The organism is Pseudothermotoga lettingae TMO (genome assembly GCF_000017865.1).
GTDB classification, from domain to species: Bacteria; Thermotogota; Thermotogae; order Thermotogales; family DSM-5069; genus Pseudothermotoga_B; species Pseudothermotoga_B elfii.
In genome coordinates this window covers 2,072,868-2,096,222 of record NC_009828.1, presented here as the reverse complement: position 1 = coordinate 2,096,222, position 23,355 = coordinate 2,072,868, and the positions used below count along the sequence as shown (strand labels likewise).

Genomic DNA, 23,355 nt, shown 5'->3' with positions numbered 1-23,355 from the left:
TATTTAAAATGGGGGGTGGTTGAATGAGCTGGTTTTTTTTAAGTTTGGCGGCTGGGATTGGTTCCATTTTACTTGCGCTCGGGCTTTTCGGATATATCATGAAAAAAGATTCCGGAACAGAGAAAATGAGAAAGATATCCTTTTCTATTAAAGAGGGGGCTCTCGCTTATCTTAGAAGACAAAACAGGACTCTTGCTGTTTTTGTTGTGATAATGGCTTTCATTATAGGAATGGTCAGTGGTTTTTTGAAAAATCCGATCATGGGTGTGAGTATGGCTATCTCTTATGTACTGGGTTCTGTATGCACCACAATAGCTGCTTATGTTGGTATGAGAGCCGCAGTTGAAACAAATGTAAGAGTAGCGGCGGCAGCACAAAGAGGCTTAAAAGCAGCTTTCCCGATTGCGTTTTATGGGGGGGCTGTTATGGGATTGTTTGTAGTAGGCGTGTCGCTGCTGGGTATTGTGGTGTTGTTTTTCATTTTCAAAATGGGGTTTGGCTGGAGTGATTCCGATGCGGCAAGTGTGATCTTGGGTTTCAGTTTTGGAGCGAGTGCTCTTGCGCTGTTTGCGAAAGCTGGTGGAGGTATTTATACCAAGACTGCTGACATAAGTGCTGATCTTGTTGGAAAAATTGAACTTGGAATACCCGAAGATGATCCAAGAAACCCGGCTGTAATAGCAGATAATGTGGGGGACAATGTAGGAGATGTTGCCGGTATGGGTGCGGATTTGACAGATTCGTATATTGCCAGCATTATTGCAACGATGATAATTGGTTCAGAGCTTGGAGGGGGTATTCTCACCACTCTGCCTCTTTTGATAGCTTCTGTGGGTCTCTTTTCATCCATGATAGGACTTGTTTTTGTAACCAGAAGTATTAAAAAAAGTCCGGGCAGAGCGCTGAATATGGGAACTTTTTCAACCTGCTTTATTTTTGTAGTTCTTTTATTCTTAATTACCCGTTTTTCTGGCCTGGAAGGTTCAAGATGGCTTGGTGTTTTTCTTCCAACAGTTTCTGGTCTTGCTGCTGGTGTAATCATAGGATTAACCTCTGATTATTTCACTTCTATTGAAAAAAAGCCAACAAAGCAGGTTGCTGAGGCCTCCACCACTGGAGCTGCTATAAACATACTTACTGGATTTTCTTATGGGCTTGTGAGTGTGGCGCCACCTGTCCTGTGCATCTCTGCAGCTACAATTGTTGCCTGGTATATAGCGAAAATTTTTTCTGTGGACCCATTCTACGGTGTTGCAAATGCTGCGCTTGGAATGCTTTCAATAGTTGGCATGATAATCTCTGCTGATGCGTATGGCCCCATATCTGACAATGCAAAAGGAGTGGCAGAACAGTCTGGTTTGGGTGATGATGTCGTAGCAATAACAGATATGCTTGATGCAGCAGGAAACACCTCTAAGGCTATAACAAAAGGTTTTGCAATTGGTTCAGCGGCTTTGACTGTTCTGGCTCTTTTTGCAGCCTATACGCATCTGGTAGATATTCAAAGTCTTGATTTGATTTCCCCAAAAGTTATCGCGGGCATCTTCATAGGTGCTGTGATGCCACCATTACTTTCTGCTCTTTTGATTTTATCTGTAGGGAGAAATTCTGAAAGAATGATTGAAGAGATCAGGAGGCAATTTCGAGAAATACCGGGTTTGATGGAAGGTAAAGCAAATCCAGATTATGCAAAATGTGTTGATATAGCAACAGCTGGCGCACTGAAAGAATTGATATTACCGGGTGTTCTCTCAATAATTGCACCAGTTCTAACTTTAGCTGTGTTTGGTAAAGAGGCTCTTGCAGGATTTTTGGCCGGAAGCATAGTTACTGGAATCATATTTGCACTTTTCATGGCAAATTCCGGTGGATCATGGGATAATGCAAAGAAGTACATTGAAGAAGGTCACCATGGAGGAAAAGGATCAGATGCACACAAGGCGGCTGTCGTCGGAGACACCGTAGGTGATCCGTTTAAAGATACGGCTGGTCCTTCACTAAACACAATGATAACAGTTATGTCACTTGTAGCGGAAGTCTTTGCCCCACTTATTTTGCTCATAATTGCCTGACTTTTTGGGCATTTTTGGATACCAGGAGCATGTCTCCCAGTTTTCTGCTGGTATAATGTTTTTACCTGGGAGGTAGTTCATTTGTTTGTTGATCGTGATACGTTGAGGTTTGTAATGCTGGATCAATTGCTTTCTAAGGTGAATCCTTTGACTGAGTATGGGAAAAAATCTTTGGACGGTATGAAATGTCTGATTAAAAATGGAGAGGATTTTCAAAAGCACTGGGAAAGATTGGTCAAAGTTTTTAATATGGATAGTCGTAAGGTTCAGATAATTAAACAGCACCTGTTGCGCATGGGCAGTATAGATCAGCAGATGAACTATGGTTTCAAAACCGTGGGTGATTTTGCTCGACTAAAGAGATTTGTTTACCACTGTAGAGAGCTTGCAGATCTTGGAAGAGATATATGGTTTTTTCCCGATCTGAGTGATTTGTGGGTAAAATTGTCTGATTTGACAGGGGATCAAGAAGGGTTCAATCTAAGATCTGAAAAGATGCTGAGTTTAAGAAAAGATCATCTTTTAATTTCAAAAGAATTGGAAAACGCGAAATCCAGACTGATTCAAGAGATCGAGAGTGAGTTCTCGATAAAATTGCCGGATGATGAATTTACTTGCGATGAGAATGTGGCAAAAGATATTATCGAAAAGGATTTTGCAGAGGTGGTAAGAAGGTCTGCAGGGAGATATCATCTGAAACTTAAGTCAACCGGAGAGATGCTAAAATTGGCTGATAGATTGAACAAAATAGAAGAGTTTATGACAAACGAAGAACAACACCTTCTCAGCGAGCTTGAAAAAATTGCTGGAGAATTTTTTGAGGTTCTGAAAGTATGTGAAATGACTGTTGAACAAATTGATCTTGATTTGTGCAGATACGACTTTTTCTTTTTGTACAAATGTTGCCAGCCAGAAATTAGTGAAAAAATAATTGTAAAATCAGGCAAATATCCACCGGTAAAGGAATTTTGTGAGAAGAATGATTATCAGTATTATCCGGTGGATATAGAGATAAACAGAGGAATAACAGTTTTGTATGGACCAAACATGGGCGGCAAAACAACTGTGCTTAGGACCATAGGGTGTTTCGTGATTCTCTTTCATATGGGTTTCCCAATTCCTGCAGATGCTTTCAGCTGCCCTGTTCTTGGTTTTGTAAGATATGTTTCAAGAGGCAATGGAGTGGGACTCAGTTCTTTTGCATCGGAGATAGTTTCATTTAACAACATTCTATCACTACCAGGAAAGAAGTTTGTGTTGATAGATGAATTTGGTTCAACGACTAACCCTGTTGAGGGAGAAGCTCTTGCGGTTGCCGCTGTAAAATGCTTGAATGACTCTGATGATTACTTTCTTTTCACCTCGCATTATCCGGAGGTTGTGAAAATTGCTTCCAGAGTTTATATGTGTGGAAAAATTAAGAATTTCGATGCAGATGACCCGCATAGAATGATAGACTACTCTATAGAAAAAGATATTAAATCTAACCAGAAAATGGCACTTCTTCTTGCAAAAAAGCTGGGATTAAGTGAAAAGATTGTAGAAGCCGCCGAGAATTTTTTGAGGAAAGGTGAAGATAGTGGATAAAATTTATACTGTCAGTGAGGTTACATATTATATAGAGGCTCTTATAGACCAGGATCAGTATCTCAGTGATATCCAGGTAGTTGGGGAAATAGCCGATTTAAAAGAAAGAAATGGGCATCTGTTCTTTTATTTAAAAGATGAGTTCACAACTATTGGATGTGTATTTTTCGGGGGAGCTTATAGAAGTTTCGGGTTAAGTGACGGACGAATAGCTCAGGTTGCGGGCCAGATTAAAGTTTACGCTCCTCGTGGTCAGTATAGATTAATATGCAGGCAGGCGAAGATTCTTCCCGAGCGAGGCACCCTTTTTCTGAGAATGAAAGAGAGCTATGAAAGACTTGTTGCTGAGGGTATTTTTGATAAACCAAAGCGTCCCCTGCCGGAATATCCGTCGAAAATAGGCTTGATAACCTCGAGAAATTCGGCAGCATATCAGGATGTTTTGCGAACGATAAGTGACAGATACCCGCTTGTTGAAATCTTTTTATATCACACAGGTGTTCAGGGCGAAGATGCTAAAGGCAGTTTATTGAGAGCTTTGAAAGATGTAAATGAATCAGATGTAGATGTTGTTATAATAACAAGAGGCGGTGGATCCAGAGATGATTTATGGCTTTTCAACGACGAAGATATTGTAAGAGCTGTATACAAACTTCGTCATCCAGTTATTACAGGGGTTGGCCATCAAATAGACACAGTTTTCATTGATCTGGTTGCTGATTATTCGGCTCATACCCCTACTGCTGCTGCTCAAGCTGCTGTACCGAATCTTTCGGAAATCAGAATGCATTTTTTGGAATTGATGCAGAGAATGAATCTGTCAATAAGGAAAAAAATTGAGTCTTTTTCGCAGCAAATTGAAAGCTCAAATAAATCTCTTTTTCAGTCCATGATGAGTCAAATTTTGAGGACGCATAGTTCAATTGACAGCATGAAAGAAAAGGCATTCGCTTTAATGCAAAGGCAAATGTTTTCTTATGAGAAAAAATTGAGTTCTGCTGGTACTAAACTTTTTTCACTGAACCCAGTCGAACTTTTGAAGAAGGGATACGTAATAGTTGAAAAAGACGGAAAGTGGGTCAAAAGTTCTTCTATTTTAAGGGAAAAAGACGAGATTTCCATGAGATTTTTTGATGGAGTTGTAAAGGTGGTTGTAAAGTGAAAATAGATGAGATGATCAGAGAGCTTGAGTCTATAGTAATTAGATTGGAATCAGAAGATCTTTCTTTTGATGAAGCTTTTATGCTATACGAGAAGGGTGCAGAAATATACAGAAAGTTGCATCAAGCGCTTGAAGATGCTAAACTCAAGGTTCAAGACATTTATTTGAAAATGCAGAATAGGGAAGACGAAAATGTTGAATATTGATGATGTTGTTGGAGCAGATGCAACAAAACTTGAAGAAATGGCCCGGCAGATCAGGCGTCGTATAATCGAGGTCGTTTCAAAAAATGGAGGTCATCTGGCATCCAATCTGGGTGTAGTAGACCTCACGCTTGCGCTTTACAGTGTTTTCGACCCGAGAGAAAACGTTATTATATGGGATACATCCCACCAGTGCTACACCCATAAATTACTGCTGGATAGGTGGGAAAGTTTCTCATCACTAAGACAATTGGGTGGAATCAGTGGATATACAACACTGAAAGAATCTATTTTTGACAGATTTGGTGCAGGTCATGCTGGTACATCAATAGCCGCAGCTCTTGGGATAGAAAGGGCACTCAGATTAAAAAAAGAAATGAAAAATGTTCTGGTTGTTATAGGAGATGGAGCCTTAACGAATGGAGAAGCTTTAGAAAGCTTGAATCAGATAAAGGGCCAGAATTCCAGATTGAAAATAATCCTTAACGACAATGGCATGTCCATTGCCCAGAACGTTGGAGCCCTGTCAGAAACTTTTGCAAAAATAAGGACAAATCCTGCATATGTAAAATTTAAAGGTCTTGTGAAAAAAATGCTTGAAGGTACTGAGGTTGGAAAAAACCTTGAAGATGAATTGAGAAGGCTGCGTGAGGGTGTTAAATTATTTATCTCTGGATTCGATTTTTTTGAGTCTCTGGGCATAAAGCACATAGGGCCAATAGATGGTCATGATATAGAGCTGATGAAAAAGCTTTTTGAAAGGATAAAAAACTATGATTATCCAGTTGTGGTTCACTTGATTACTCAAAAAGGCAGAGGCTATGAACCAGCAGAAAATAACTGTATAGTTTTTCACAGCGCGCCGAAGTTTAATTTGAATACTGGCGAGCCTTTGGCAAAGAAAAATCATATGTCTTACAGCGAAGTTTTCGGAGAAACGTTAGTTAGGATTTCGCAGAAAAACGACAAAATATTCGCCATAACTGCTGCAATGCCAGATGGTACTGGCTTAAGAAAATTTTCGCAGATTTTTCCGGAAAGATTTGCTGATCTTGGCATAACAGAACAATCTTGCGTTACTTTCGCGGCTGGTCTTGCTACAATGGGATATAGGCCCTTTGTTGCGATTTATTCCTCTTTTCTTCAAAGAGCCTACGATCAGATTTTCCACGATGTTGCCCTGCAAAATTTGAATGTAGTGTTTGCCGTTGACAGATCGGGATTAGTTGGCGAAGATGGCCCTACGCATCACGGACTTAACGACATTTGTTTATTCAGGACGATACCAGGATCAAAAATTTTCACCCCATCAAACTTAGTAGAGCTGATTTCCATACTGCGTTCTATCGTTGAAAAAGATGTATCAGGTGTTGTTTCGGTAAGATATCCAAGAGATTCCAGAGAAGCAAATTTTGAGAAACTCTGGGATGAATCAACGGTTCTCGATATATTTAATTGGGAAACTGTCAGAACCGGGAACGGAAAAATAGCTGTTCTTGCGGCCGGGACTTTACTTGAAAATACACGAAAACTTGCCTCTCTTGACCCAACGATTGTTTACGTCAGGTGCGTAAAACCTCTTGATGAAAAATCTCTCATGAAAATTGCCGATGCCCATGACGCCATAGTCACATTAGAAGAAGGATATATAAACGGTGGTTTCGGGGAGAGTGTGATTTCATTTCTCATTAAACACGGCTACAAAAGATCTGTTCTTACTATGGGGGTGGCGGAAAAATTTGTTTCGCATGGGTCGAGAGAAGAATTGTTGAAACTCTGCAAACTCGATTCTGAAGGCATTTTCGAAAGTGTGATATCATTTTTAAAGAAGGAGGTTTATGCATGGTAATAAGACTTGATTATGGTGAACTGGAGATAAGCCTTAAAGCATTAAAAAAACTTGCTTATATAGCAACCGTTCAGACTTACGGCCCCGTTAACATATCTTCAGATAGTTTCTTTGGAAAGCTTTTTGGTGAAAAAGAGGAAGAGAGAATCAAAGTGGAGGAACTTGACACTGGCAAGGTGCTTGTTGACCTTTATATTGAGCTTGAATATGGTGTAAAAGTTTCAGAAGTGGCCAAAAACATAATTGAAAATGTTACACATGTTTTGAAAACAATTGGCGGCTGTGAAGATATCGAAGTCAACGTACACGTGACGGGGATCCGCTGAGGAGGTGCGGATCTTGGAAAAAGTGAATGGGAAATTTATGAGGCTTGCGTTTCAAAAGGCCACCGAGCAACTTGCCATTCATGTTGATGAGCTCAATGCACTGAATGTTTTTCCCGTGCCTGACGGAGATACTGGCTCGAACATGCTTGCGACAATGAAAGAAGGTTGCAAGTACCTTGACCAGCTGGGGAAGAACGAGCATAGTTTGCAGACAATAATGGAATCAATAAGAAATGGAACACTTATGGGAGCCCGTGGAAATTCCGGGGTTATACTGTCGCAGATATTCAGAGGATTCGCTGAATACTGTGGTAAAAAAAGAACTCTTCAGCCAAAAGACATTTTACGAATGATCTCATCTGCACGTGCCGTTGCTTACAAAGCTGTGATGAGACCAGTTGAAGGCACCATTCTAACAGTTTTAAGGAGACTTGATGAAAAGTCCGAAGAAATTGTCGATGCGGAAAGTATAGAACAGGTTCTCAAATGGGTAGTTAAAGTGAGCGAACAAACAGTCAGGGATACACCGAATTTGCTTCCTGCCCTCAAAGAAGCTGGTGTTGTTGATGCTGGGGCAAAAGGCCTTTATTATATCTTTAAAGGCTTTCTGGCTATCGCTGAGGGAGAAAAAGAAGTAAATCTTGAGGTTATGACGAACACAGAAGGAGAAGTAGTTGTTGAGATTCCCGCTCAGGAGCTTGTCTATCAATATTGCACAGAATTAATGATAAAGTGCTACGATGATTTTCAATCTGGAAAAGTAGGTGACCTCAAGCTCTTTTTGGAAGGAATAGGAGATTCCGCCGTGGTAGTTTGTGATGAGAATGTTCTTAAGACCCATGTTCATACTAACAATCCCGGAGTTGTTATTGAAGAAGCCCTGAAATATGGAGAAATATTGAAAGTAAAAATAGACAATATGAAACTTCAGCATGAGCATCTGGTTGGTCAGAACAGCGAACCACCCAGAAAATATGGTTTTGTGGCTGTTTCTCCAGGTCATGGAATTTCTGAAATTTTGAAAAATCTCGGCGTTGATCAGGTTGTGCGTGGTGGCCAGACTATGAATCCAAGCACGGCAGATTTGAAATTTGCGATAGATAGAGTGAACGCAGAGATAATTTTTCTGTTTCCAAACAACCCTAACATTTTCCTGGCGGCAAAGCAAGCCGCGGAAAATACAAAAGGCAAAAATGTTATCGTAATTCCAACCCAGACCGTTCAGGAATGCATATCATCTATGATGAGTTTTGATCCAAACGAAGAGCTTGACAGACTTAGAGAAAAATTCATCGAAGCGGCAAAATATATCATACCTTTGAGTATTACCAGAGCTGTGCGAGATGCAAGACACAATGGAACAAAAATCAAAAAAGGTGAGTATATGGTAATGAGAGGTAAAAAATTGATTTCCCATGGTTTGTCACTTAAGCAGGCATTAAATAGAGCTTTAACAGCGCTTGATCTGCGCGGTAAAGAGGTAGTGACGATATTTACTGGGCAGGATGCTGTCGATGAAGAAGTAAATGCAATAAAAGAATCCTTAGAAAAGGTTATAGATGAGGTTCAGATTGATATTCATGACGGAGGTCAGCCGCATTATCCTTATCTTCTAATGATAGAATGAGGGGAAAAATCCCCTCATTCTACACTCATAACCACTTTTCCACATTCACCATTCAACATTAATTCAAAACCTTTTTCCCAGTCTTTAAAAGAAATCATGTGTGTAACTACTTTCGAAAGGTCTATCTTTTTGCTTTTCAATAACTGGTCAGCTATTCTCCATGTTTCGAACATTTTTCTGCCAGTTATTCCAAAAAGCTTTATACCTTTGAAAGTTATGAGTTCATCTATGGGAATCTGAATTCTGGTACTGAAAACACCGAGTATAGAGGCACTGCCACCTCTGGTGAGGCTCTGTAATCCCTGTTCAAGTGCTGTGCTGCTGCCAGACATTTCAAGCAAAATGTCTACGCCATCTCCACCTGTCAATTTCATCACTTTTTGAGTCAGATTCTCTTCTCTTGGATCTATTACGACATCTGCGCCGTTTATTTTTGCAAGGTTCTTTCTGAAGGGTTTTATTTCTGAAGCTATCACCAGTGAAGCACCAGAAGCTTTTGCAACCTGGATTGCCATAGCTCCTATTGGACCAACACCGGTTATAAGAACTGTTTTACCTGTCAAATCTTCAACAAGTGCTGTATGTACAGCATTTCCAAATGGTTCCATAACAGATGCAAATTCTTCTGGTATCTCTTTCGAAACTTTCCACAGGACAATCTCTGGTACCCTGACATATTCTGCGAAAGCACCATCTATATCCACGCCGAGAATCTTCATATCTTTGCATATATGCATACGGTTAGTTTTGCATTGATAACAGTGCTGACATGGTATATGTGTTTCTGCCGCAACATAATCTCCTACTTTTACCATTGTTACAGCTTCTCCGACAGCTTCAACTATTCCAGCAAATTCATGCCCCACTGTCATTGGTGGTTTAATATGTTTCTGTGCCCAGTCGTCCCATTTATAAATATGTACGTCAGAGCCGCATATTGAAACTTTTCTAACCTTTACCAGAACTTCTGTTGGTTTCAAGTTCGAAGGTTCTGGAATATCTTTCATTTTCAATCCTGCCGCCATGTGTGTTTTTGTTATGGCTTTCATAATCATCCCTCCCTGCCACAAAAAAGAGCTTACCTCAAATGTTATGGAAATTCAAAATCATTTGTTCGGTTAATTTTGAGGATGTTGTAAAATAAATGTGCAAATACAAAAGGAGGTGTAACAATGCCTTTATCAAGGATCACAGGTGTCCTGAGAGATGAACTTGAGCGGCTCTCGATGGAAGGGAGAGCGAAGGGCAAAGAATTCGTAATTGTTGATGTGAAAAAACCACAGGGTAAAAAAGGACCAAGATTTTTACTGAAAGGTTATGGTGATAGAGAATTTATAAGAATGAATTCCAATTCTTATCTTGGGATGTCTCTGAAAGATGAAATCATCAAAATTGAGGAAGAAGCTGCAAGAAAATATGGTGTTGGCCCCGGAGCCGTTAGATTCATCAGTGGAACTTATTTTCCACACAGGGAACTTGAAAAAAAACTCGCACAATTTCATTCAAGAGAAGATGCAATGATATACAGCGCAGCTTATGTAACTGTTATAGGCGTGATTTCTTCACTTGTAACAGATGAAACAATTATTATCAGTGATGAACTCAACCATAACTGCATTATCAACGCAATAAAACTTTCCAGACCGAAAGACAAATTTGTTTATAAGCATTTGGATATGGAAGATCTCGAAGAAAAGATTAGAAATAGTACTGGCAGAGCCAGGAGATTGATTATTGTAACAGATGGTGTGTTCAGCATGAGGGGAGACTATGCTCCACTGCATCGGATAGCGGAGATTGTCAACCACTATGATAGCAATTTTGAGGAAAATATAATAACAATTGTTGACGATTCTCATGGTGTTGGAGCTTTCGGTTCAACAGGTCGTGGTACCGAAGAGATGACGGGTGCGATGGCAGACATCCTGATAGGAACTCTTGGAAAAGCTTTTGGGGTTAATGGCGGCTATGTAGTTTCAAATGAAACTCTAACCACCTATCTCAGAGAAAAGGCGATTACCTATATTTATTCCAATCCTATAACACCTGCTGAAGCAGCGTGTGCGCTTAGAGTGTTGGAAATTCTGGATAGCGAAGAAGGTGAGATGAGGTTGAAACATTTAAGGGAGCTTGCGGAGAGATTCAGAAAAGGCTTATCTGAAGCAGGATATGAGACTATTGCCAGTGAGCATCCGATAGTTCCCTTGCTTGTTAGAGACACCAGAAGAACATTGGATATTGTGAAATATCTACTTGATAACGGCATTTTAGCTACTGGTCTGAATTATCCTGTAGTACCGAAAGGGGATGAAACTATAAGATTTCAGATAAATGCAGACCACACTGATTACGATATCGATTATGTATTGGAAATTTTGAGAAAGTACAGAAAATATAGATGGTCGTGAGGCGCTTGGGTATAGCAATTTGACTGATTATGTAACAGATTGTATAATCGGTTTAGACTATCCTATGAAGGGAGGTAGTGGGAATGAAGAAATTCCTTGCTTTGATGCTACTTGTTGTCGCGGCTTTCGCTTTCGCACAAACTGTTAACTGGGCGTTTTTGCAGGAGCCCATATCTTTGAACATATGGGATTATCTTGGACCGAACGCAACTGTCTGGACAGGGTATGTGCTGTCACCAAGATATCCTGGTCTTTACTCCTATTCTGATGTCAGATTTGACTGGGTACCGAGTCTCGCAGCAGACCTGCCAGAAATTGTCCAAGAGGGAGATTTGTGGGTTTATACTGTAAAACTTAGAACAGATGCTGTGTGGTCTGATGGAACTCAGTTTACCGCAGATGATGTGGTCTGGACTTTGAACACAGTGAGAAAGCTGATAACTGATTACGGTCTAGGTGGAAACTGGGCGAGTTATATTGACAAGGATTATTTCGTGAAGGCAGAAAAAGTTGATGATTTCACAGTTAAAGCTTATTTCACTCAGCCAAGCCTTGCAAAAGCAAACTTTGGTGCGCTGATGGTACCAATTCTGCAGAAAAAGTATTGGGAACCGAAGATCGAAGAGGCTTTCAAAACTGGAAATCCTCTTCAGACAATTTACAACTACGACACATCTGATGAGCCAATCCTTGGTGCATTTGCTTTCAAGAGATGGGAAAAAGGAGCATTTATAGAAATTGAGGCAAGAGATGACTACTATGATAAAGGAAGTGTTCTAACCCTCTACAAAAATGGAGCAGTGAAAATTGAGAATCCAAATACAGGTTTTGTATGGACGGGTTATGGAGAGGCTGCTGGCGAGAAAGAACTTGAGCTCGTGACTGGTCCATATGTTGAGAATATCGTTTACAGAATGTATCTAAACAGGTCGGCAGCTATTACGGCTTTAATAAACGGAGATGTAAGCTTCATATTCAATTCGCTCGGTTTGCAAAAAGGTGAAGAAGATCAGCTTGCAAAGATAGCAAATGTAAAGATCATAAAGAATAGTGTCAATGGATTCAGGTATATGTGCTTCAACATGAGAAGATTTCCAATGAACATAAAAGAATTCAGACAGGCAATAGCTGCTCTGGTAGATCGTGAATTCCTCACTTCGAGAGTTCTTGGTGGACAGGCATTTCCACAGTATGGCGTTGTTCCTTCTGGAAATACCTTCTGGTACAATCCGAATGTTGAAAAACTGTCTCCAGGATATGGTCTGAGCTCCGGCGATAGAAGGAAACTCGCGATTGATCTGTTGAAAAAAGCAGGTTTCAGATGGGTAGTTGAACCAAAGATAGAAGGTAACAATGTTGTCAGACAGGGTAGAGGCTTGATTGGACCAGACGGGCAGAGAATTGAGCAGATTGAACTTCTTGCCCCGGGTGCTGGTTATGATCCTATGAGAGCCACTATGGCACTTTACATTGAAAGATGGGCAAATGAGATTGGTATTCCAATTAAGGCTAATTTGGTTGATTTCAACCTGATTGTTCAGAGAGTTTTTGACGAACCATTTAATTTTGATATTTACATGCTTGGTTGGAGTCTTAGCTACTATCCAGATCATGTTGCAGATTTCTTCCACAGCAGACGCTCTGGTGTGGGAGATTTCAATGCTGCGGGTTACAACAATCCAGAATTTGACAAACTTGCTGATGAATTCCTTGCGGCTTCTGATATAAACAAGGCAAGAGAACTTTCCTTCAAACTTCAAGAAATCCTGGCAGAAGACCTTCCATATCTTGTTCTGTTTGATACGCCAGTAACAGAGGCTTACAGGTCAGATCAAGTTGTTTTCCCATATGAGAAGACACTTTCTGGTTTGCAGTATGTATACGGCACACCTACTTTGGTCAAAGCTGCTGAGTGATAGAAAACTTTGGCTTACCTTATTTACCAACCGCCCCCCGATGGGGCGGTTGGATTTTGACAGCTGAGGAGGAGGTAGAAAGTGGTCAGATTTCTGAGCAAAAGAATAGTGCAGATAGTTATACTCCTGTTTATTTATGTAACAATTGTTTTCTGGTTAATGGAGGCTCTACCTGGTAGTTTCCTCGATAAATATTTGATGAATCCGAAGATCACTCCTGAAATAAGAGAAAACCTCAAAAGACAGTTTGGTTTTGATAAGCCTGTTTTTACAAGATATCTGTATTACATGAAAAATTTCCTGGTACTGGATCTTGGAGTTTCTTTTTCCTACTTTCCCAGAAAAGTCACCACACTTATAATGGAAAGATTGCCAAGAACTGTTTTCCTTTTTGTGACAGCAACACTGGTCTCTTACGCACTTGGATATAATCTGGGAAAAAAGGCAGCGTGGAGCAGAGGCAAGATTGCTGACAAGGTAACGACCTTTACTGGAATTATCTTTTGGACAATATTTCTTCCCCTTCTGGCTATATTCAATATATGGCTCTTTGGGGTTATCCTGGGAATACTGCCTTTGAATCAGTTTATTGAACCGAATTTATGGAGAGATGTCCCGTTTTCAGCACAGGATGTTTTCTTAAAATTAATGTTGAATGCATTTATTTTCCTGGTTGTATTTTTAATTGCGGCGATAATTTCTCAAAGACTCAAGACGATACCCGCCAAGAAAACTTTACTCTATACATCCTTAGCAGGCGCTGTTCTGATTTCAATTTTGATATGGATTTCCTCAGGCAAGGGTACTTATGCCTGGGATATTATAAAGCATATGGTTTTGCCAGTTATTACTTTGACTCTTTACACATTTGCCGGTAGTATGCTTGTCATGCGTGATACCATGCTTGATGTTATAAGAGAGGACTATATAACTACAGCAAAAGCGAAGGGGCTGCCAGATAAGGTAGTGAGAGATAAACACGCAGCGAGGAACGCACTTTTGCCGCTTGTAACTAACTTTGTGATAAGTCTTGGGTTCACCATAGGCGGAGGAATAATCACAGAAACGATGTTCTCGTGGCCTGGATTAGGAAGGCTTTACCTTGAAGCACTTAACCAGCAGGACAGTCCACTGCTGATTGGTTGTCTTGTCTTTACGGGCGTTTTTGTTTTGGTTGCGCATCTTGTGGCCGACATATTGTATGCCTTCTTAGATCCGAGAATCAGGTACTGAGGAGTGATATGATGGTTGAAGCAGTGATAAAGGAACCATTGTGGAAGATACGTTTCAAGTTGTGGTTGAGATCGTTCAAAACCAACTGGGAACTGTTTAAAGAAAGGAAACTTGCAGTTTTTGGGCTTGGTGTGATAATCTTTTTTGCGATTTTTGGTTTGATCTATCCTCTTTATCCAGTTGTGATGAAAAATATTTTCTGGAAAGATGACCCATATGGTTATCAGACTTTCCTACCTTACGACCCGATTGTCGGGTTCGACCCAGAAGTAATCAGTCATCCGTCACCACCATCTTTAAGACACCCACTTGGTACGGATCCACTTGGTAGAGATATATTGTCGATGGTTATGTACAGTACCCCACGTGAGTTTGTTCTTGGTATAACAGCAGCACTGATAACGGTTGTTATAGGTACGATAATCGGAGCAAGTTCTGCTTATTATGGCGGGGTTATAGATACTTTCTTTATGAGGCTTGCTGACATTGTAATGCTTTTTCCAAGTTTGGCTTTATTGATGGTTTTGAGTGCCTTTATCGATTTAACACTTTTCAGACTGGCTGTTATTATAGGCCTGCTATCTGGATTTGGCTCGATAACACTGGTTCTCAAGGCTCAGGCACTTACGGTCAAAGTCAGACCGTTCATAGAGGCCGCGAAATCTGCCGGCGCAAGCGATGCTTATATAATTTTCAAGCACATTATCCCCAATATTCTTCCGCTGTCATTTCTGTATATGATGTTGAATGTCACGGGGGCCATTTTTACAGAAGCTACTCTGTCATTTTTAGGGCTTGCCAATATAAGAATGAGCTGGGGAGTAATAATTCAAATGGCTGAATCGTCAGGTTATCTGATGGGTGCAAGCATAGGAACTTTCTGGTGGCTATGGGTCCCGGCCGGCGCCTGTATAACTTTGCTTTGTTCAGCTTTTTATTTCCTTGGTAGAGGTTTGGAAGAAATAGTTAACCCAAGACTCAGAAAGAGGTGATGAAGTTGCTACTTTCTGTGAAAGACTTGAAGATGTATTACAAAACAAAAATGGGTTATGTGAAGGCTGTCGATGGTATAAACTTTGATCTTGACGCTGGAGAAAGTTTGGGAATAGTAGGTGAATCAGGTTGTGGAAAGACATCAATATCGATGACTGTGCTGAGGCTTCTTCCAGACAATGCCGAGTTTAAAGCTGGAAAGGTTCTTTTTGATATGGGTAATGGTCCAGTTGATCTGGTTTCACTTCCTGAGTCTGAAATGAGAAAATATAGATGGCGTGGTGTATCTATGATTTTTCAGGCGGCTATGAATTCTCTTAACCCAGTTTACAGAGTAGGAGATCAGATAGTTGAGGCAATACAGAACCATTATCCTGAAGTACCAGTGGATAAAGCAAGAGAAAAAGTTGCCCAGCTTTTCGAACTTGTGGGTTTAGATCCGTCAAGAATGGATCAGTACCCTCACCAATACAGTGGTGGTATGAAACAGCGTGCTGTAATTGCTATGGCACTTTCATGTGACCCAAGGGTGATCATTGCTGACGAACCTACCACTGCATTGGATGTGATTGTTCAGGATAGAATCTTGAAAGAAATACGTATTATTCAAAAGAAACTTAATATGGCAATGATTTACATTTCTCACGATATAGCTGTTATTGCAGAAGTTAGCGATAAAATAGCGGTTATGTACGCTGGAAAATTTGCAGAACTTGCCGATTCAGTTACGATATTCAAAAGGCCCATGCATCCATACACGTATGGTCTGATGCACGCGTTTCCAAGTACTGTCGGCGAAAAAACAGATCTTGTTACGATACCCGGAGAACCGCCAAATTTGCTCAACCCCCCCAAGGGGTGCAGGTTTGCTCCAAGATGCCCCAAAGCTGATAAGAAGTGCGAGAATGAAGAGCCGCTATATGTTGAAATTGAGAAAGGGCATTTTGTGGCATGCCATCACCCTGTTCAGCCTGGAGAGGTGGTGCAATTCTATGCAGAATGAAACTGTTTTGAAAATAGAAAGCCTGAGAAAATACTTTCCTGCTGAAAGAAGAATTTTCGGTAAGGTTAGATATTTTGTTCATGCTGTTGATGATATTTCCATAGAGATTAAGAAAGGTGAATCGCTCGCGCTGGTGGGAGAAAGTGGGTGTGGAAAGACAACAACCGGGAAAGTGCTTGTTGGTCTGGAAGAACCGACAGATGGAAGAGTTGTTGTGGAACAGGAAGATGTAACTCCGCTGCTTTTTGAAAATGAAAATAAAGCGAAGCATTATATTGAGAAAACATATGTAAACAGATTCTCGCAGATGAATGACGATGAACTTAGAAAGATAAACGGACTTGACAAGATCTACGCTGACAGATTTCTTTCACTTGGCAAAAACGGAGCAAAGTTTGTTTCAGAGTTTGTTGAAAATCGTCGGGAGAGAATCTGGCAGTTGCGTAAAAGAGTTCAGATGATCTTTCAGGACCCATATGAGTCTTTGAATCCAAGGTTGACTATTTTTGATATAGTATCAGAGCCGTTGAATATTCACGAAATAGGCAATCTAAAAGAACGGGAAGACAGAGTAGCTGCTATGCTTGCTGATGTTGGATTGACTCCTCCGGAAACTTTTATGTTTAGATTTCCACACGAACTTTCGGGCGGTCAGAGGCAAAGGGTTGCAATTGCAAGGGCACTAATACTTAATCCAACTTTTGTTGTGGCCGACGAACCGACTTCAATGCTTGATGTTTCTATTCGAACAGGTGTTATGAAATTAATGATGAAACTTGCCGAAGAGCACAACATGAGTTATCTCTACATAACACATGATCTTGCAGTGGCAAGATATATGAGTAACGATATAGCAGTTATGTATCTTGGAAAAATAGTTGAGACTGGCCCAACGGAAGAAGTACTGCAAAACCCTCTTCATCCGTATACGAAAGCACTGCTAACCGCGGTTCCTATACCAGATCCAGAACAGAAAAGAGGAGAGCCAAACATAAAAGGAAGTGTGCCAAAACCAATAAACCCGCCGAAACGCTGCAGGTTTTTCGACAGATGTCCTTACGCTGTTGAATATTGTGAGAAAAATAATCATCCTCCTTTAACAGAAGTTGCGCCAAAACATAAGGTGGCTTGTTATGTCGTCAGTGGGGAGGCAAGGTAGTATAAGAAAAAAGTTATTTCTGTGGATATCTCTAATCCTGGTAGCGTTTAATTACGCTGCCGGGGTTTTTGTATACAGAGGTTATGTCAAAAAACTTTCAGAGACAACTGTTAACTGCAACATTGTCTTTTCTCAAAATCTTATTCGCGGAGAGGTGAATATAATACCTCCAGATCGCTTTAAGGTCATGCCTCTTGATTATCAAATATATTTTTATGATAAGAGAGGTAATACACTTCAACTTATAGCAAATTCTTTGAATGGAAAAATGCAAGCTTCATTTGAAACACAGTCAAAAGACGTATTGATTTCGTCAGAATGGAATGTTGTTGGATATTCCAATGTTAAGATCAGGTGGTTGTGGCTGTCGATGAGCCTGGCTATTCCCATAGAGGTGAACATAAAATGAAGAAAGTCTTGTTTTTCATAATTGTTATGACTTTCCTATATCATGCCGTGATATTTGAACTTGTACTTGGAAAGTTTTCTCCTTTTCCATCTGCGCTGATGTGGGTTTTCGTAGCCATTATTTCTTGGTTTGTTGGAAATTCAATCGAGTCTTTCTCCAGGACGCTTTTTGTTGTTGTTACTTCTTTTATTGTATCAGGTATCATCAGTTATTTCTTAATGAGTTATTACATTAGAGAATCTGTAGAAGGATTGGTTCAGATAATCACACTGCGGATGATATCAATATCACTTCTCACTGTTTTTACGCTCAGCAGTATCTGTGCTTTTTTTGGGTATATGTTCAGATCTCGATAAAATCAGCAAGCCAACAAGGTTGTTGATTATATGACATACAACCGCAGAAAATAAGCTTTGGGTTTTGAGAACGGAATTTGCAAAGATGTATCCCACGATAAATCTGTAGACAAAGTTGAATATAGAAAATGATTCGATTTTCGAAAATATGTTTACACCATGAACAAGAGAAAAAATAGTTGCGTTGACCAAGCTATTGGGCACAAGAAATAGGATCACGCCTCTGAATATTAATTCTTCCGAGAACGGAAGAACGATGCCCAGTGTTAAAAATTCCTGAAGTGATATCTTTTTGTAAATTCTCATCTGACTTGCTTTTAGAAGATTACCGAGCAGGATCATTATTGTAAAAATAATGAAAAAACTCAGAAAACCCTTCAAGTTGATCTGAAAGGTGTAGGAAACTCTCAAAATAGCAAAAACAACGAGTGAATATGAAATCTGAAAAAACGACATCACTACTATTCTGTTCAGAGGAAACAATCCTGACAGTTTTTGAATTAATATAATGCCTGCCAGAACAAGCAAAATATGGAAAAAATTCAAGTTTATCTATCCTCCAGCAGATTTTTCAAATATTTGTTGCACACACCGCAATTCGAACAACTGCTCCATCTGCAATCTTGTGTTGGTAAGCCGCTGAGAGCTTTCTGATATTCTTCTATTAGAAACTGTTTTCTGATACCTGTATCGATGTGATCCCATGGAAGGCTCTCGTCGAATTTTCTTGGTCTGAGGTATTCATTTGGATCAATTTTTGAGCTTTCAATTGCTTTTTGCCAGTGGTCGAGGTTAAACATGTTGTCCCAGTCGTCAAAAATTGCGCCATTTTTGAAAGCATTTATTAGTGTTTTAAAAACACTCCTATCTCCTCTGGAAATCAAACCTTCGATTAAACTCATTTCCGGATCGTGAAAGCTAATGTTTGCAAATTTTCTTGCCTGTATTAATATCCTCTGGGCATGTTTTATATAAGAAACGGGTTTTTGCTCGGAAAATTGGAATGGGGTATGTGGTTTTGGTATGAAATTCGAGATTGAGATATTTATTTTTTTAAATCCGATTTTTCGGGCTATGTTTGCCATCTCAATTATTCCTGATAAATCTTTATCTGTTTCTGTTGGGAGACCTATCATGAAATATAGTTTTATTCTGTTCCAGCCGGATTTTCTGGCTGTTTCGAGAGTTTTCACGTAATCTTCTTCGGATATATTTTTGTTTATCACATTTCTCAACCTTTGCGTCCCGGCTTCAGGAGCAAATGTCAGGCCAGCTCGCCTGACATTGCTCATAACGTTAGCCATTGCAAGCGCGAAAGCGTCAAGCCTGGTTGAAGGCATTGAAATTGAGGTGCAGGAATCTTTGAGGAGTTCTTTTAATTTACTGAGTATTGCTTCGATATTGCTGTGATCAGCTGTTGAGAGTGATAATAGAGCAAGTTCTTCGTATCCTGTGCATAACAGAGCAGAGAAAGATTCTTTCAACATCGTTTCGGAAAATTTTTCTCTGACTGGTCTATATATCATTCCGGCCTGACAAAATCTACATCCTCTCGTACAGCCTCTCATTGCTTCTACAACGATTCTGTCGTGGACGATCTGGGCATGTGGAATAATTCTGTTTGGTGGAAGAACAGATTTGTTCAGATCAGGAATCGTTCTTCGAGATATTTTTTCTGGAATATCTTTATCTGAAGGAAAAGGTGGTGTGGAATCTACATAGAATATTGGCACGTAAACGCCTTTAATCTTTGAGAGTGATCTGAGTTTTTCTTGCCTGGGGAGATTTTTTGTTTCTATTAGTCTATATGCAATCTCGACTGCTACTTCTTCGCCGTCACCTATCACTATTGCGTCAAAGACAGGCGCGATAACCTCAGGGTTTACTGTACAAGGCCCGCCAGCTACGATGATCGGGTCATTTTCTCTGCGTTCTTCAGCAATAATCGGTATCTTTGACAGATTAAGTGCCCACAACACATTTGTATATGACAGCTCATATTGAAGCGAGATACCTATCATATCAAGATTTCGCAATGGCGTCTTTGATTCATGTGTGAACAGTTCTATATTTTTTGTGCGCATCAAGTTTATCATGTCAATCCAGGGAAGAAAAGCCCTCTCTGCCCAGACATCGTGAATGCTGTTCAGAACGTAATATATTATGAGTAAACCAAGGTTTGACATTCCGATTTCGTAAACGTCTGGAAAAAGCAAACCAATTCTTAACTTAACATCTTCTGGGTTTTTTAATATCTGATTTAGCTCACCACCTATGTACCTGGATGGTTTCTCAACTTCATTTAGAAAATCATTCAAAAATCTCATTATTTTCGATTGTTCATCCAAAACTCGAACACCTTCCTTGCCAGTGGGGCTGCTGCTTCTCCTCCGCCGCCAGCTTTTTCAAGCATAACGAGTACTATTATCTCGGGATTTTTCACTGGTGAGAACCCTACAAACCATGAATGGGATTTTTCTCCCTGCTTACCGGTTTCTGCTGTGCCTGTTTTGCCTGCCACGTCAATATTTAGCCCTTTAAAGGCTTGGTAAGCTGTTCCTTCTTCGGAATGATTGCCATTTGATTCAACTACTTCTTTTAAAGAATCTTTTAAGAAGTCTATCGTTGTGTCTTTTAGAGGAACTTTATATGAGGCGTTTTTTTCATATCTGACAATCTTTTCTCCCTGTTGATTGGAAATGAGTTGAAGTACATGAGGCTGGTAACATGTACCATCATTCGCTATTGCGTTGAAAAAATTCAGCACTTCAATTGGAGTAAGATTTATAAAACTCTGCCCTATTCCGCACAGAATTGTATCTCCGGGATACCAGGGTTGATTATACACTCTGGATTTCCAGGATGGATCTGGAAACAAACCGGTGCGCTCTCCAGGTAGATCCACCCCGGTTAACTGGTCCAGCATGAACAAATTTGCAAATTGCTTCATTTTCTCTATACCGAGTTCCAGAGCCAGATTGTAAAAGAAAACATTGCATGAGACCCTCAAAGCTTTTTTTAAATCAGTTTCGCCATGGCCAGATACATACCAATCTCTGTAAGTTCCCAGAACATTTCCAGAATTTCCAACAAACTCAAAGTATCCCTTGCAATTTACAGTTTTAGTTAAATCAAGACCCTCTTCAAGGTAGGCGATGGCATACAGTGGTTTTATAACAGACCCGGGTGGATATGTTGCAGATATCGCTCTGTTTAAAAGTGGGCTTTGTGGATTGTTTGAAATTTCATTCCATTGTCTTCGATCCATAGAGTTTACAAACAAATTTGGGTCAAAGTCCGGATTTGAAGCCATAGCAAGTATTGAACCATCAGAAGCCTGGACAATTATGGTACCGGTGTAATTTGATTCTTTTAAAAGTTTTTGAACGTAATCTTGTATTTTTGAATCTATTGTCAGTATCAAATTGTTACCGGCTATAGGAGCTGCCTGTAAAAATCTCCCAAATGTTTTACCAGAAGGCGAGATACTTATCAGTTCGTAACCGTTTGTTCCTCTGAGGTAGGAGTCATATTCTTTTTCTACACCGGACATTCCTTTTCTGTCTATGTCTATATATCCGACAACGTGAGGTGCAAGGTTGCTGTATTTTCTGATATATTTTCTGGATATAAGAACACCTGTTTTTTGAAGTTTTATTGCTTCAGCTTCTGTTACGATGATTTCTTCACCAAGCAGGAGTTTTAATTTTCTTTCTGGGCCAACGACTTCTTCCACTGAGCTGGGGTCCATTAGTCCAGTTGAACGTGCCACCAGTACTTCTTCATCCCATGCAATTGGTGATCCATCATTGGTTAGAATTTTACCGCGCGGTGCTTCTATTTGTCGTACATATACCTTCAAAGAATCTACATATTCGCGATGTGACTCGCGTTGCAAAATTTGCAACACAAATGCCCTTGCCAGCAATATCAAAAACGGAATGGTCGCCATTAGATAAACAATCACTTTAAGCCTTTTCAAGTTTGTTCCTCCATAAGAACAGTGACGAAGTTGTTAAAATCAGGCTCGTTATCCAGCAGGAATCAGCTACTATTGTTAGCAAACCAATAGAAAAGATGTATATGAGAAATGGTAGAAACGGCTTGAGAAAATATTCTCTTATAATTATAAAAGATATGTAAGTTGCGAAAATTAATACATAGATGAAATTTATTCTCTGAAAGCACAAAGAAGAGTGAATTGTTAAAATCACCAGGACTCTTAAAGAATCAGCAATTTTGCTAAATTTGAGATATTCCAAAGCCATGTAAGGGATTATCAGAGGAAATACGTCAAAATATGCACCATCGAAGGCCAAAACAAGGATTGAGACAATATAGATCAGGTATTTTTCAGCAAAGTTCTTGCTCACTGCTTTTCACCTTGCTTATTCTCACAGCCAAATAAATAAATGGAGTGTCACAAACAGCCACAAGCCATTTCAGTACATATGTTGTAAAAACAATGCTTGTGAAAGTTTTTGCGTTATATATGCCAAGAAATGCTATGATGCAAAAAACTAGTGTATCGATAGCCTGGGACACCATAGTTGAGAGGTTGTTTCTGAGCCAGAGATGCCTGTTTTTTGTCAATTTTTTCCACATGTGGTAAGCCCACACATCGTGATGCTGGGAGACAAGATATGCAGATAAGCTCCCAATAGCTATTCTCGGCATTAGAGTGAATATTGATTTGAGATGTGGATCTGCTAAATCAGCTGCAGATGCTCTGTACCAAAGGCTAATCTGCATCCAGATGGTGGTCAAGAGAAGAGAGGTAAACCCAAGCCAAACAGCCTTCTGCGCTTCCTTTTTTCCATATAATTCGCTTAAAAGATCTGTTGCAAAAAAGCTTGCACCGTACACAACGTTACCAAGTGTGGCGGTTAAGCCGAAAAGTTCGACAAGTTTCACTACCTGGAGATTGCATACAATAGTTGTTGTGACCACAACTGTGTACAATCCATATTTACCGAATATCCTGAAAGCTAATATTGAGCTTCCAAGGACGATTGCTATTTCTGCAAACCATATTATTTCATTGCTGAGCAT

At 40.0% G+C, this 23,355-nt stretch carries 21 protein-coding genes; 15 read left to right on the top strand and 6 right to left on the bottom strand.

Features of this window, described 5'->3' with window-relative positions; genetic code table 11:
• Positions 1–23 precede the first annotated feature (23 nt).
• The 7 genes from TLET_RS10365 (at position 24) to TLET_RS10335 (ending at position 8,826) form a co-directional block, all read left to right on the top strand.
• Positions 24–2,072 carry a sodium-translocating pyrophosphatase gene (locus tag TLET_RS10365; protein ID WP_012004047.1) on the top strand — a complete coding sequence of 683 codons (2,049 nt, stop codon included), beginning with the start codon at positions 24–26 and terminating at the stop codon, positions 2,070–2,072.
• Between the two features lie 81 nt (positions 2,073–2,153).
• Positions 2,154–3,659: a MutS-related protein gene (locus TLET_RS10360; RefSeq protein ID WP_012004046.1), complete on the top strand. Its 1,506-nt coding sequence runs from the start codon at positions 2,154–2,156 to the stop codon at positions 3,657–3,659.
• On the top strand, positions 3,643–4,821 hold the full coding sequence (gene xseA, locus TLET_RS10355) for an exodeoxyribonuclease VII large subunit (RefSeq protein ID WP_228369020.1): 1,179 nt from the start codon (positions 3,643–3,645) through the stop codon (positions 4,819–4,821). Before TLET_RS10360 ends, xseA begins: the two co-directional genes overlap by 17 nt.
• The gene (gene xseB / locus TLET_RS10350; protein ID WP_012004044.1) at positions 4,818–5,027 is read left to right on the top strand and encodes an exodeoxyribonuclease VII small subunit; all 210 of its coding nucleotides are present in this window, start codon (positions 4,818–4,820) and stop codon (positions 5,025–5,027) included. The genes xseA and xseB overlap by 4 nt, the downstream gene beginning before the upstream one ends.
• Entirely contained in the window at positions 5,017–6,873 is a 1,857-nt protein-coding gene (gene dxs, locus TLET_RS10345) for a 1-deoxy-D-xylulose-5-phosphate synthase (RefSeq protein ID WP_028843611.1), read from the top strand. Before xseB ends, dxs begins: the two co-directional genes overlap by 11 nt.
• Positions 6,867–7,199 carry an Asp23/Gls24 family envelope stress response protein gene (locus tag TLET_RS10340; RefSeq protein ID WP_012004042.1) on the top strand — a complete coding sequence of 111 codons (333 nt, stop codon included), beginning with the start codon at positions 6,867–6,869 and terminating at the stop codon, positions 7,197–7,199. The genes dxs and TLET_RS10340 overlap by 7 nt, the downstream gene beginning before the upstream one ends.
• Before the next feature lie 4 nt (positions 7,200–7,203).
• Positions 7,204–8,826, top strand: coding sequence for a DAK2 domain-containing protein (locus TLET_RS10335; RefSeq protein WP_012004041.1), 1,623 nt, complete (start codon positions 7,204–7,206; stop codon positions 8,824–8,826).
• Between the two features lie 14 nt (positions 8,827–8,840).
• Here the strand turns inward: TLET_RS10335 and tdh are convergent, their stop codons facing one another.
• A complete protein-coding gene (tdh, locus tag TLET_RS10330; RefSeq protein WP_012004040.1) occupies positions 8,841–9,875 on the bottom strand; it encodes an L-threonine 3-dehydrogenase in 1,035 nt (344 codons plus the stop codon).
• 123 nt (positions 9,876–9,998) lie between these two features.
• On the opposite strand from tdh, the gene TLET_RS10325 reads away from it, so the two are divergent.
• The 8 genes from TLET_RS10325 (at position 9,999) to TLET_RS10825 (ending at position 18,303) form a co-directional block, all read left to right on the top strand.
• Complete coding sequence (locus tag TLET_RS10325; RefSeq protein ID WP_012004039.1) at positions 9,999–11,234, top strand: aminotransferase class I/II-fold pyridoxal phosphate-dependent enzyme; 1,236 nt, start codon at positions 9,999–10,001, stop codon at positions 11,232–11,234.
• Between the two features lie 83 nt (positions 11,235–11,317).
• Entirely contained in the window at positions 11,318–13,150 is a 1,833-nt protein-coding gene (locus tag TLET_RS10320; protein ID WP_012004038.1) for an ABC transporter substrate-binding protein, read from the top strand.
• Positions 13,151–13,231: 81 nt separating this feature from the next.
• Positions 13,232–14,383: an ABC transporter permease gene (locus tag TLET_RS10315; protein WP_012004037.1), complete on the top strand. Its 1,152-nt coding sequence runs from the start codon at positions 13,232–13,234 to the stop codon at positions 14,381–14,383.
• An 8-nt stretch (positions 14,384–14,391) separates the two neighbouring features.
• The gene (locus tag TLET_RS10310) at positions 14,392–15,375 is read left to right on the top strand and encodes an ABC transporter permease (protein ID WP_012004036.1); all 984 of its coding nucleotides are present in this window, start codon (positions 14,392–14,394) and stop codon (positions 15,373–15,375) included.
• Positions 15,375–16,379 (top strand): ABC transporter ATP-binding protein, encoded by a 1,005-nt coding sequence (locus TLET_RS10305; protein ID WP_038051452.1) that lies wholly within the window; start codon positions 15,375–15,377, stop codon positions 16,377–16,379. The genes TLET_RS10310 and TLET_RS10305 overlap by 1 nt, the downstream gene beginning before the upstream one ends.
• Complete coding sequence (locus tag TLET_RS10300) at positions 16,369–17,538, top strand: ABC transporter ATP-binding protein (RefSeq protein ID WP_012004034.1); 1,170 nt, start codon at positions 16,369–16,371, stop codon at positions 17,536–17,538. The genes TLET_RS10305 and TLET_RS10300 overlap by 11 nt, the downstream gene beginning before the upstream one ends.
• Positions 17,513–17,947: a hypothetical protein gene (locus TLET_RS10295; protein ID WP_012004033.1), complete on the top strand. Its 435-nt coding sequence runs from the start codon at positions 17,513–17,515 to the stop codon at positions 17,945–17,947. Before TLET_RS10300 ends, TLET_RS10295 begins: the two co-directional genes overlap by 26 nt.
• Positions 17,944–18,303 (top strand): hypothetical protein, encoded by a 360-nt coding sequence (locus tag TLET_RS10825; protein ID WP_012004032.1) that lies wholly within the window; start codon positions 17,944–17,946, stop codon positions 18,301–18,303. The genes TLET_RS10295 and TLET_RS10825 overlap by 4 nt, the downstream gene beginning before the upstream one ends.
• On the opposite strand, the gene TLET_RS10735 is transcribed toward TLET_RS10825, so the two are convergent.
• Genes TLET_RS10735 through TLET_RS10270 form a run of 5 tightly spaced genes read right to left on the bottom strand, consistent with a single transcriptional unit; the run spans position 18,235 to position 23,355 of the window.
• Entirely contained in the window at positions 18,235–18,849 is a 615-nt protein-coding gene (locus tag TLET_RS10735; protein ID WP_012004031.1) for a CPBP family intramembrane glutamic endopeptidase, read from the bottom strand. The two genes, TLET_RS10825 and TLET_RS10735, sit on opposite strands and share 69 nt — an antisense overlap.
• A 2-nt stretch (positions 18,850–18,851) precedes the next feature.
• Positions 18,852–20,651 carry a TIGR03960 family B12-binding radical SAM protein gene (locus TLET_RS10285; protein ID WP_012004030.1) on the bottom strand — a complete coding sequence of 600 codons (1,800 nt, stop codon included), beginning with the start codon at positions 20,649–20,651 and terminating at the stop codon, positions 18,852–18,854.
• Complete coding sequence (locus TLET_RS10280; protein ID WP_012004029.1) at positions 20,630–22,285, bottom strand: penicillin-binding transpeptidase domain-containing protein; 1,656 nt, start codon at positions 22,283–22,285, stop codon at positions 20,630–20,632. Before TLET_RS10280 ends, TLET_RS10285 begins: the two co-directional genes overlap by 22 nt.
• Complete coding sequence (locus TLET_RS10275; protein ID WP_012004028.1) at positions 22,272–22,676, bottom strand: hypothetical protein; 405 nt, start codon at positions 22,674–22,676, stop codon at positions 22,272–22,274. Before TLET_RS10275 ends, TLET_RS10280 begins: the two co-directional genes overlap by 14 nt.
• The gene (locus TLET_RS10270; protein WP_012004027.1) at positions 22,657–23,355 is read right to left on the bottom strand and encodes a queuosine precursor transporter; all 699 of its coding nucleotides are present in this window, start codon (positions 23,353–23,355) and stop codon (positions 22,657–22,659) included. The genes TLET_RS10275 and TLET_RS10270 overlap by 20 nt, the downstream gene beginning before the upstream one ends.

What these genes read in the sequence shown, in the direction of transcription:
- TLET_RS10365 (WP_012004047.1), top strand. Translation starts at nt 24, where the DNA reads ATGAGCTGGTTTTTTTTAAGTTTGGCGGCTGGGATTGGTTCCATTTTA.
- TLET_RS10340 (WP_012004042.1), top strand. Translation starts at nt 6,867, where the DNA reads ATGGTAATAAGACTTGATTATGGTGAACTGGAGATAAGCCTTAAAGCA.
- tdh (WP_012004040.1), bottom strand. Translation starts at nt 9,875, where the DNA reads ATGAAAGCCATAACAAAAACACACATGGCGGCAGGATTGAAAATGAAA.
- TLET_RS10325 (WP_012004039.1), top strand. Translation starts at nt 9,999, where the DNA reads ATGCCTTTATCAAGGATCACAGGTGTCCTGAGAGATGAACTTGAGCGG.
- TLET_RS10320 (WP_012004038.1), top strand. Translation starts at nt 11,318, where the DNA reads ATGAAGAAATTCCTTGCTTTGATGCTACTTGTTGTCGCGGCTTTCGCT.
- TLET_RS10310 (WP_012004036.1), top strand. Translation starts at nt 14,392, where the DNA reads ATGATGGTTGAAGCAGTGATAAAGGAACCATTGTGGAAGATACGTTTC.
- TLET_RS10305 (WP_038051452.1), top strand. Translation starts at nt 15,375, where the DNA reads ATGAAGTTGCTACTTTCTGTGAAAGACTTGAAGATGTATTACAAAACA.
- TLET_RS10300 (WP_012004034.1), top strand. Translation starts at nt 16,369, where the DNA reads ATGCAGAATGAAACTGTTTTGAAAATAGAAAGCCTGAGAAAATACTTT.
- TLET_RS10295 (WP_012004033.1), top strand. Translation starts at nt 17,513, where the DNA reads ATGTCGTCAGTGGGGAGGCAAGGTAGTATAAGAAAAAAGTTATTTCTG.
- TLET_RS10825 (WP_012004032.1), top strand. Translation starts at nt 17,944, where the DNA reads ATGAAGAAAGTCTTGTTTTTCATAATTGTTATGACTTTCCTATATCAT.
- TLET_RS10270 (WP_012004027.1), bottom strand. Translation starts at nt 23,355, where the DNA reads ATGCTCAGCAATGAAATAATATGGTTTGCAGAAATAGCAATCGTCCTT.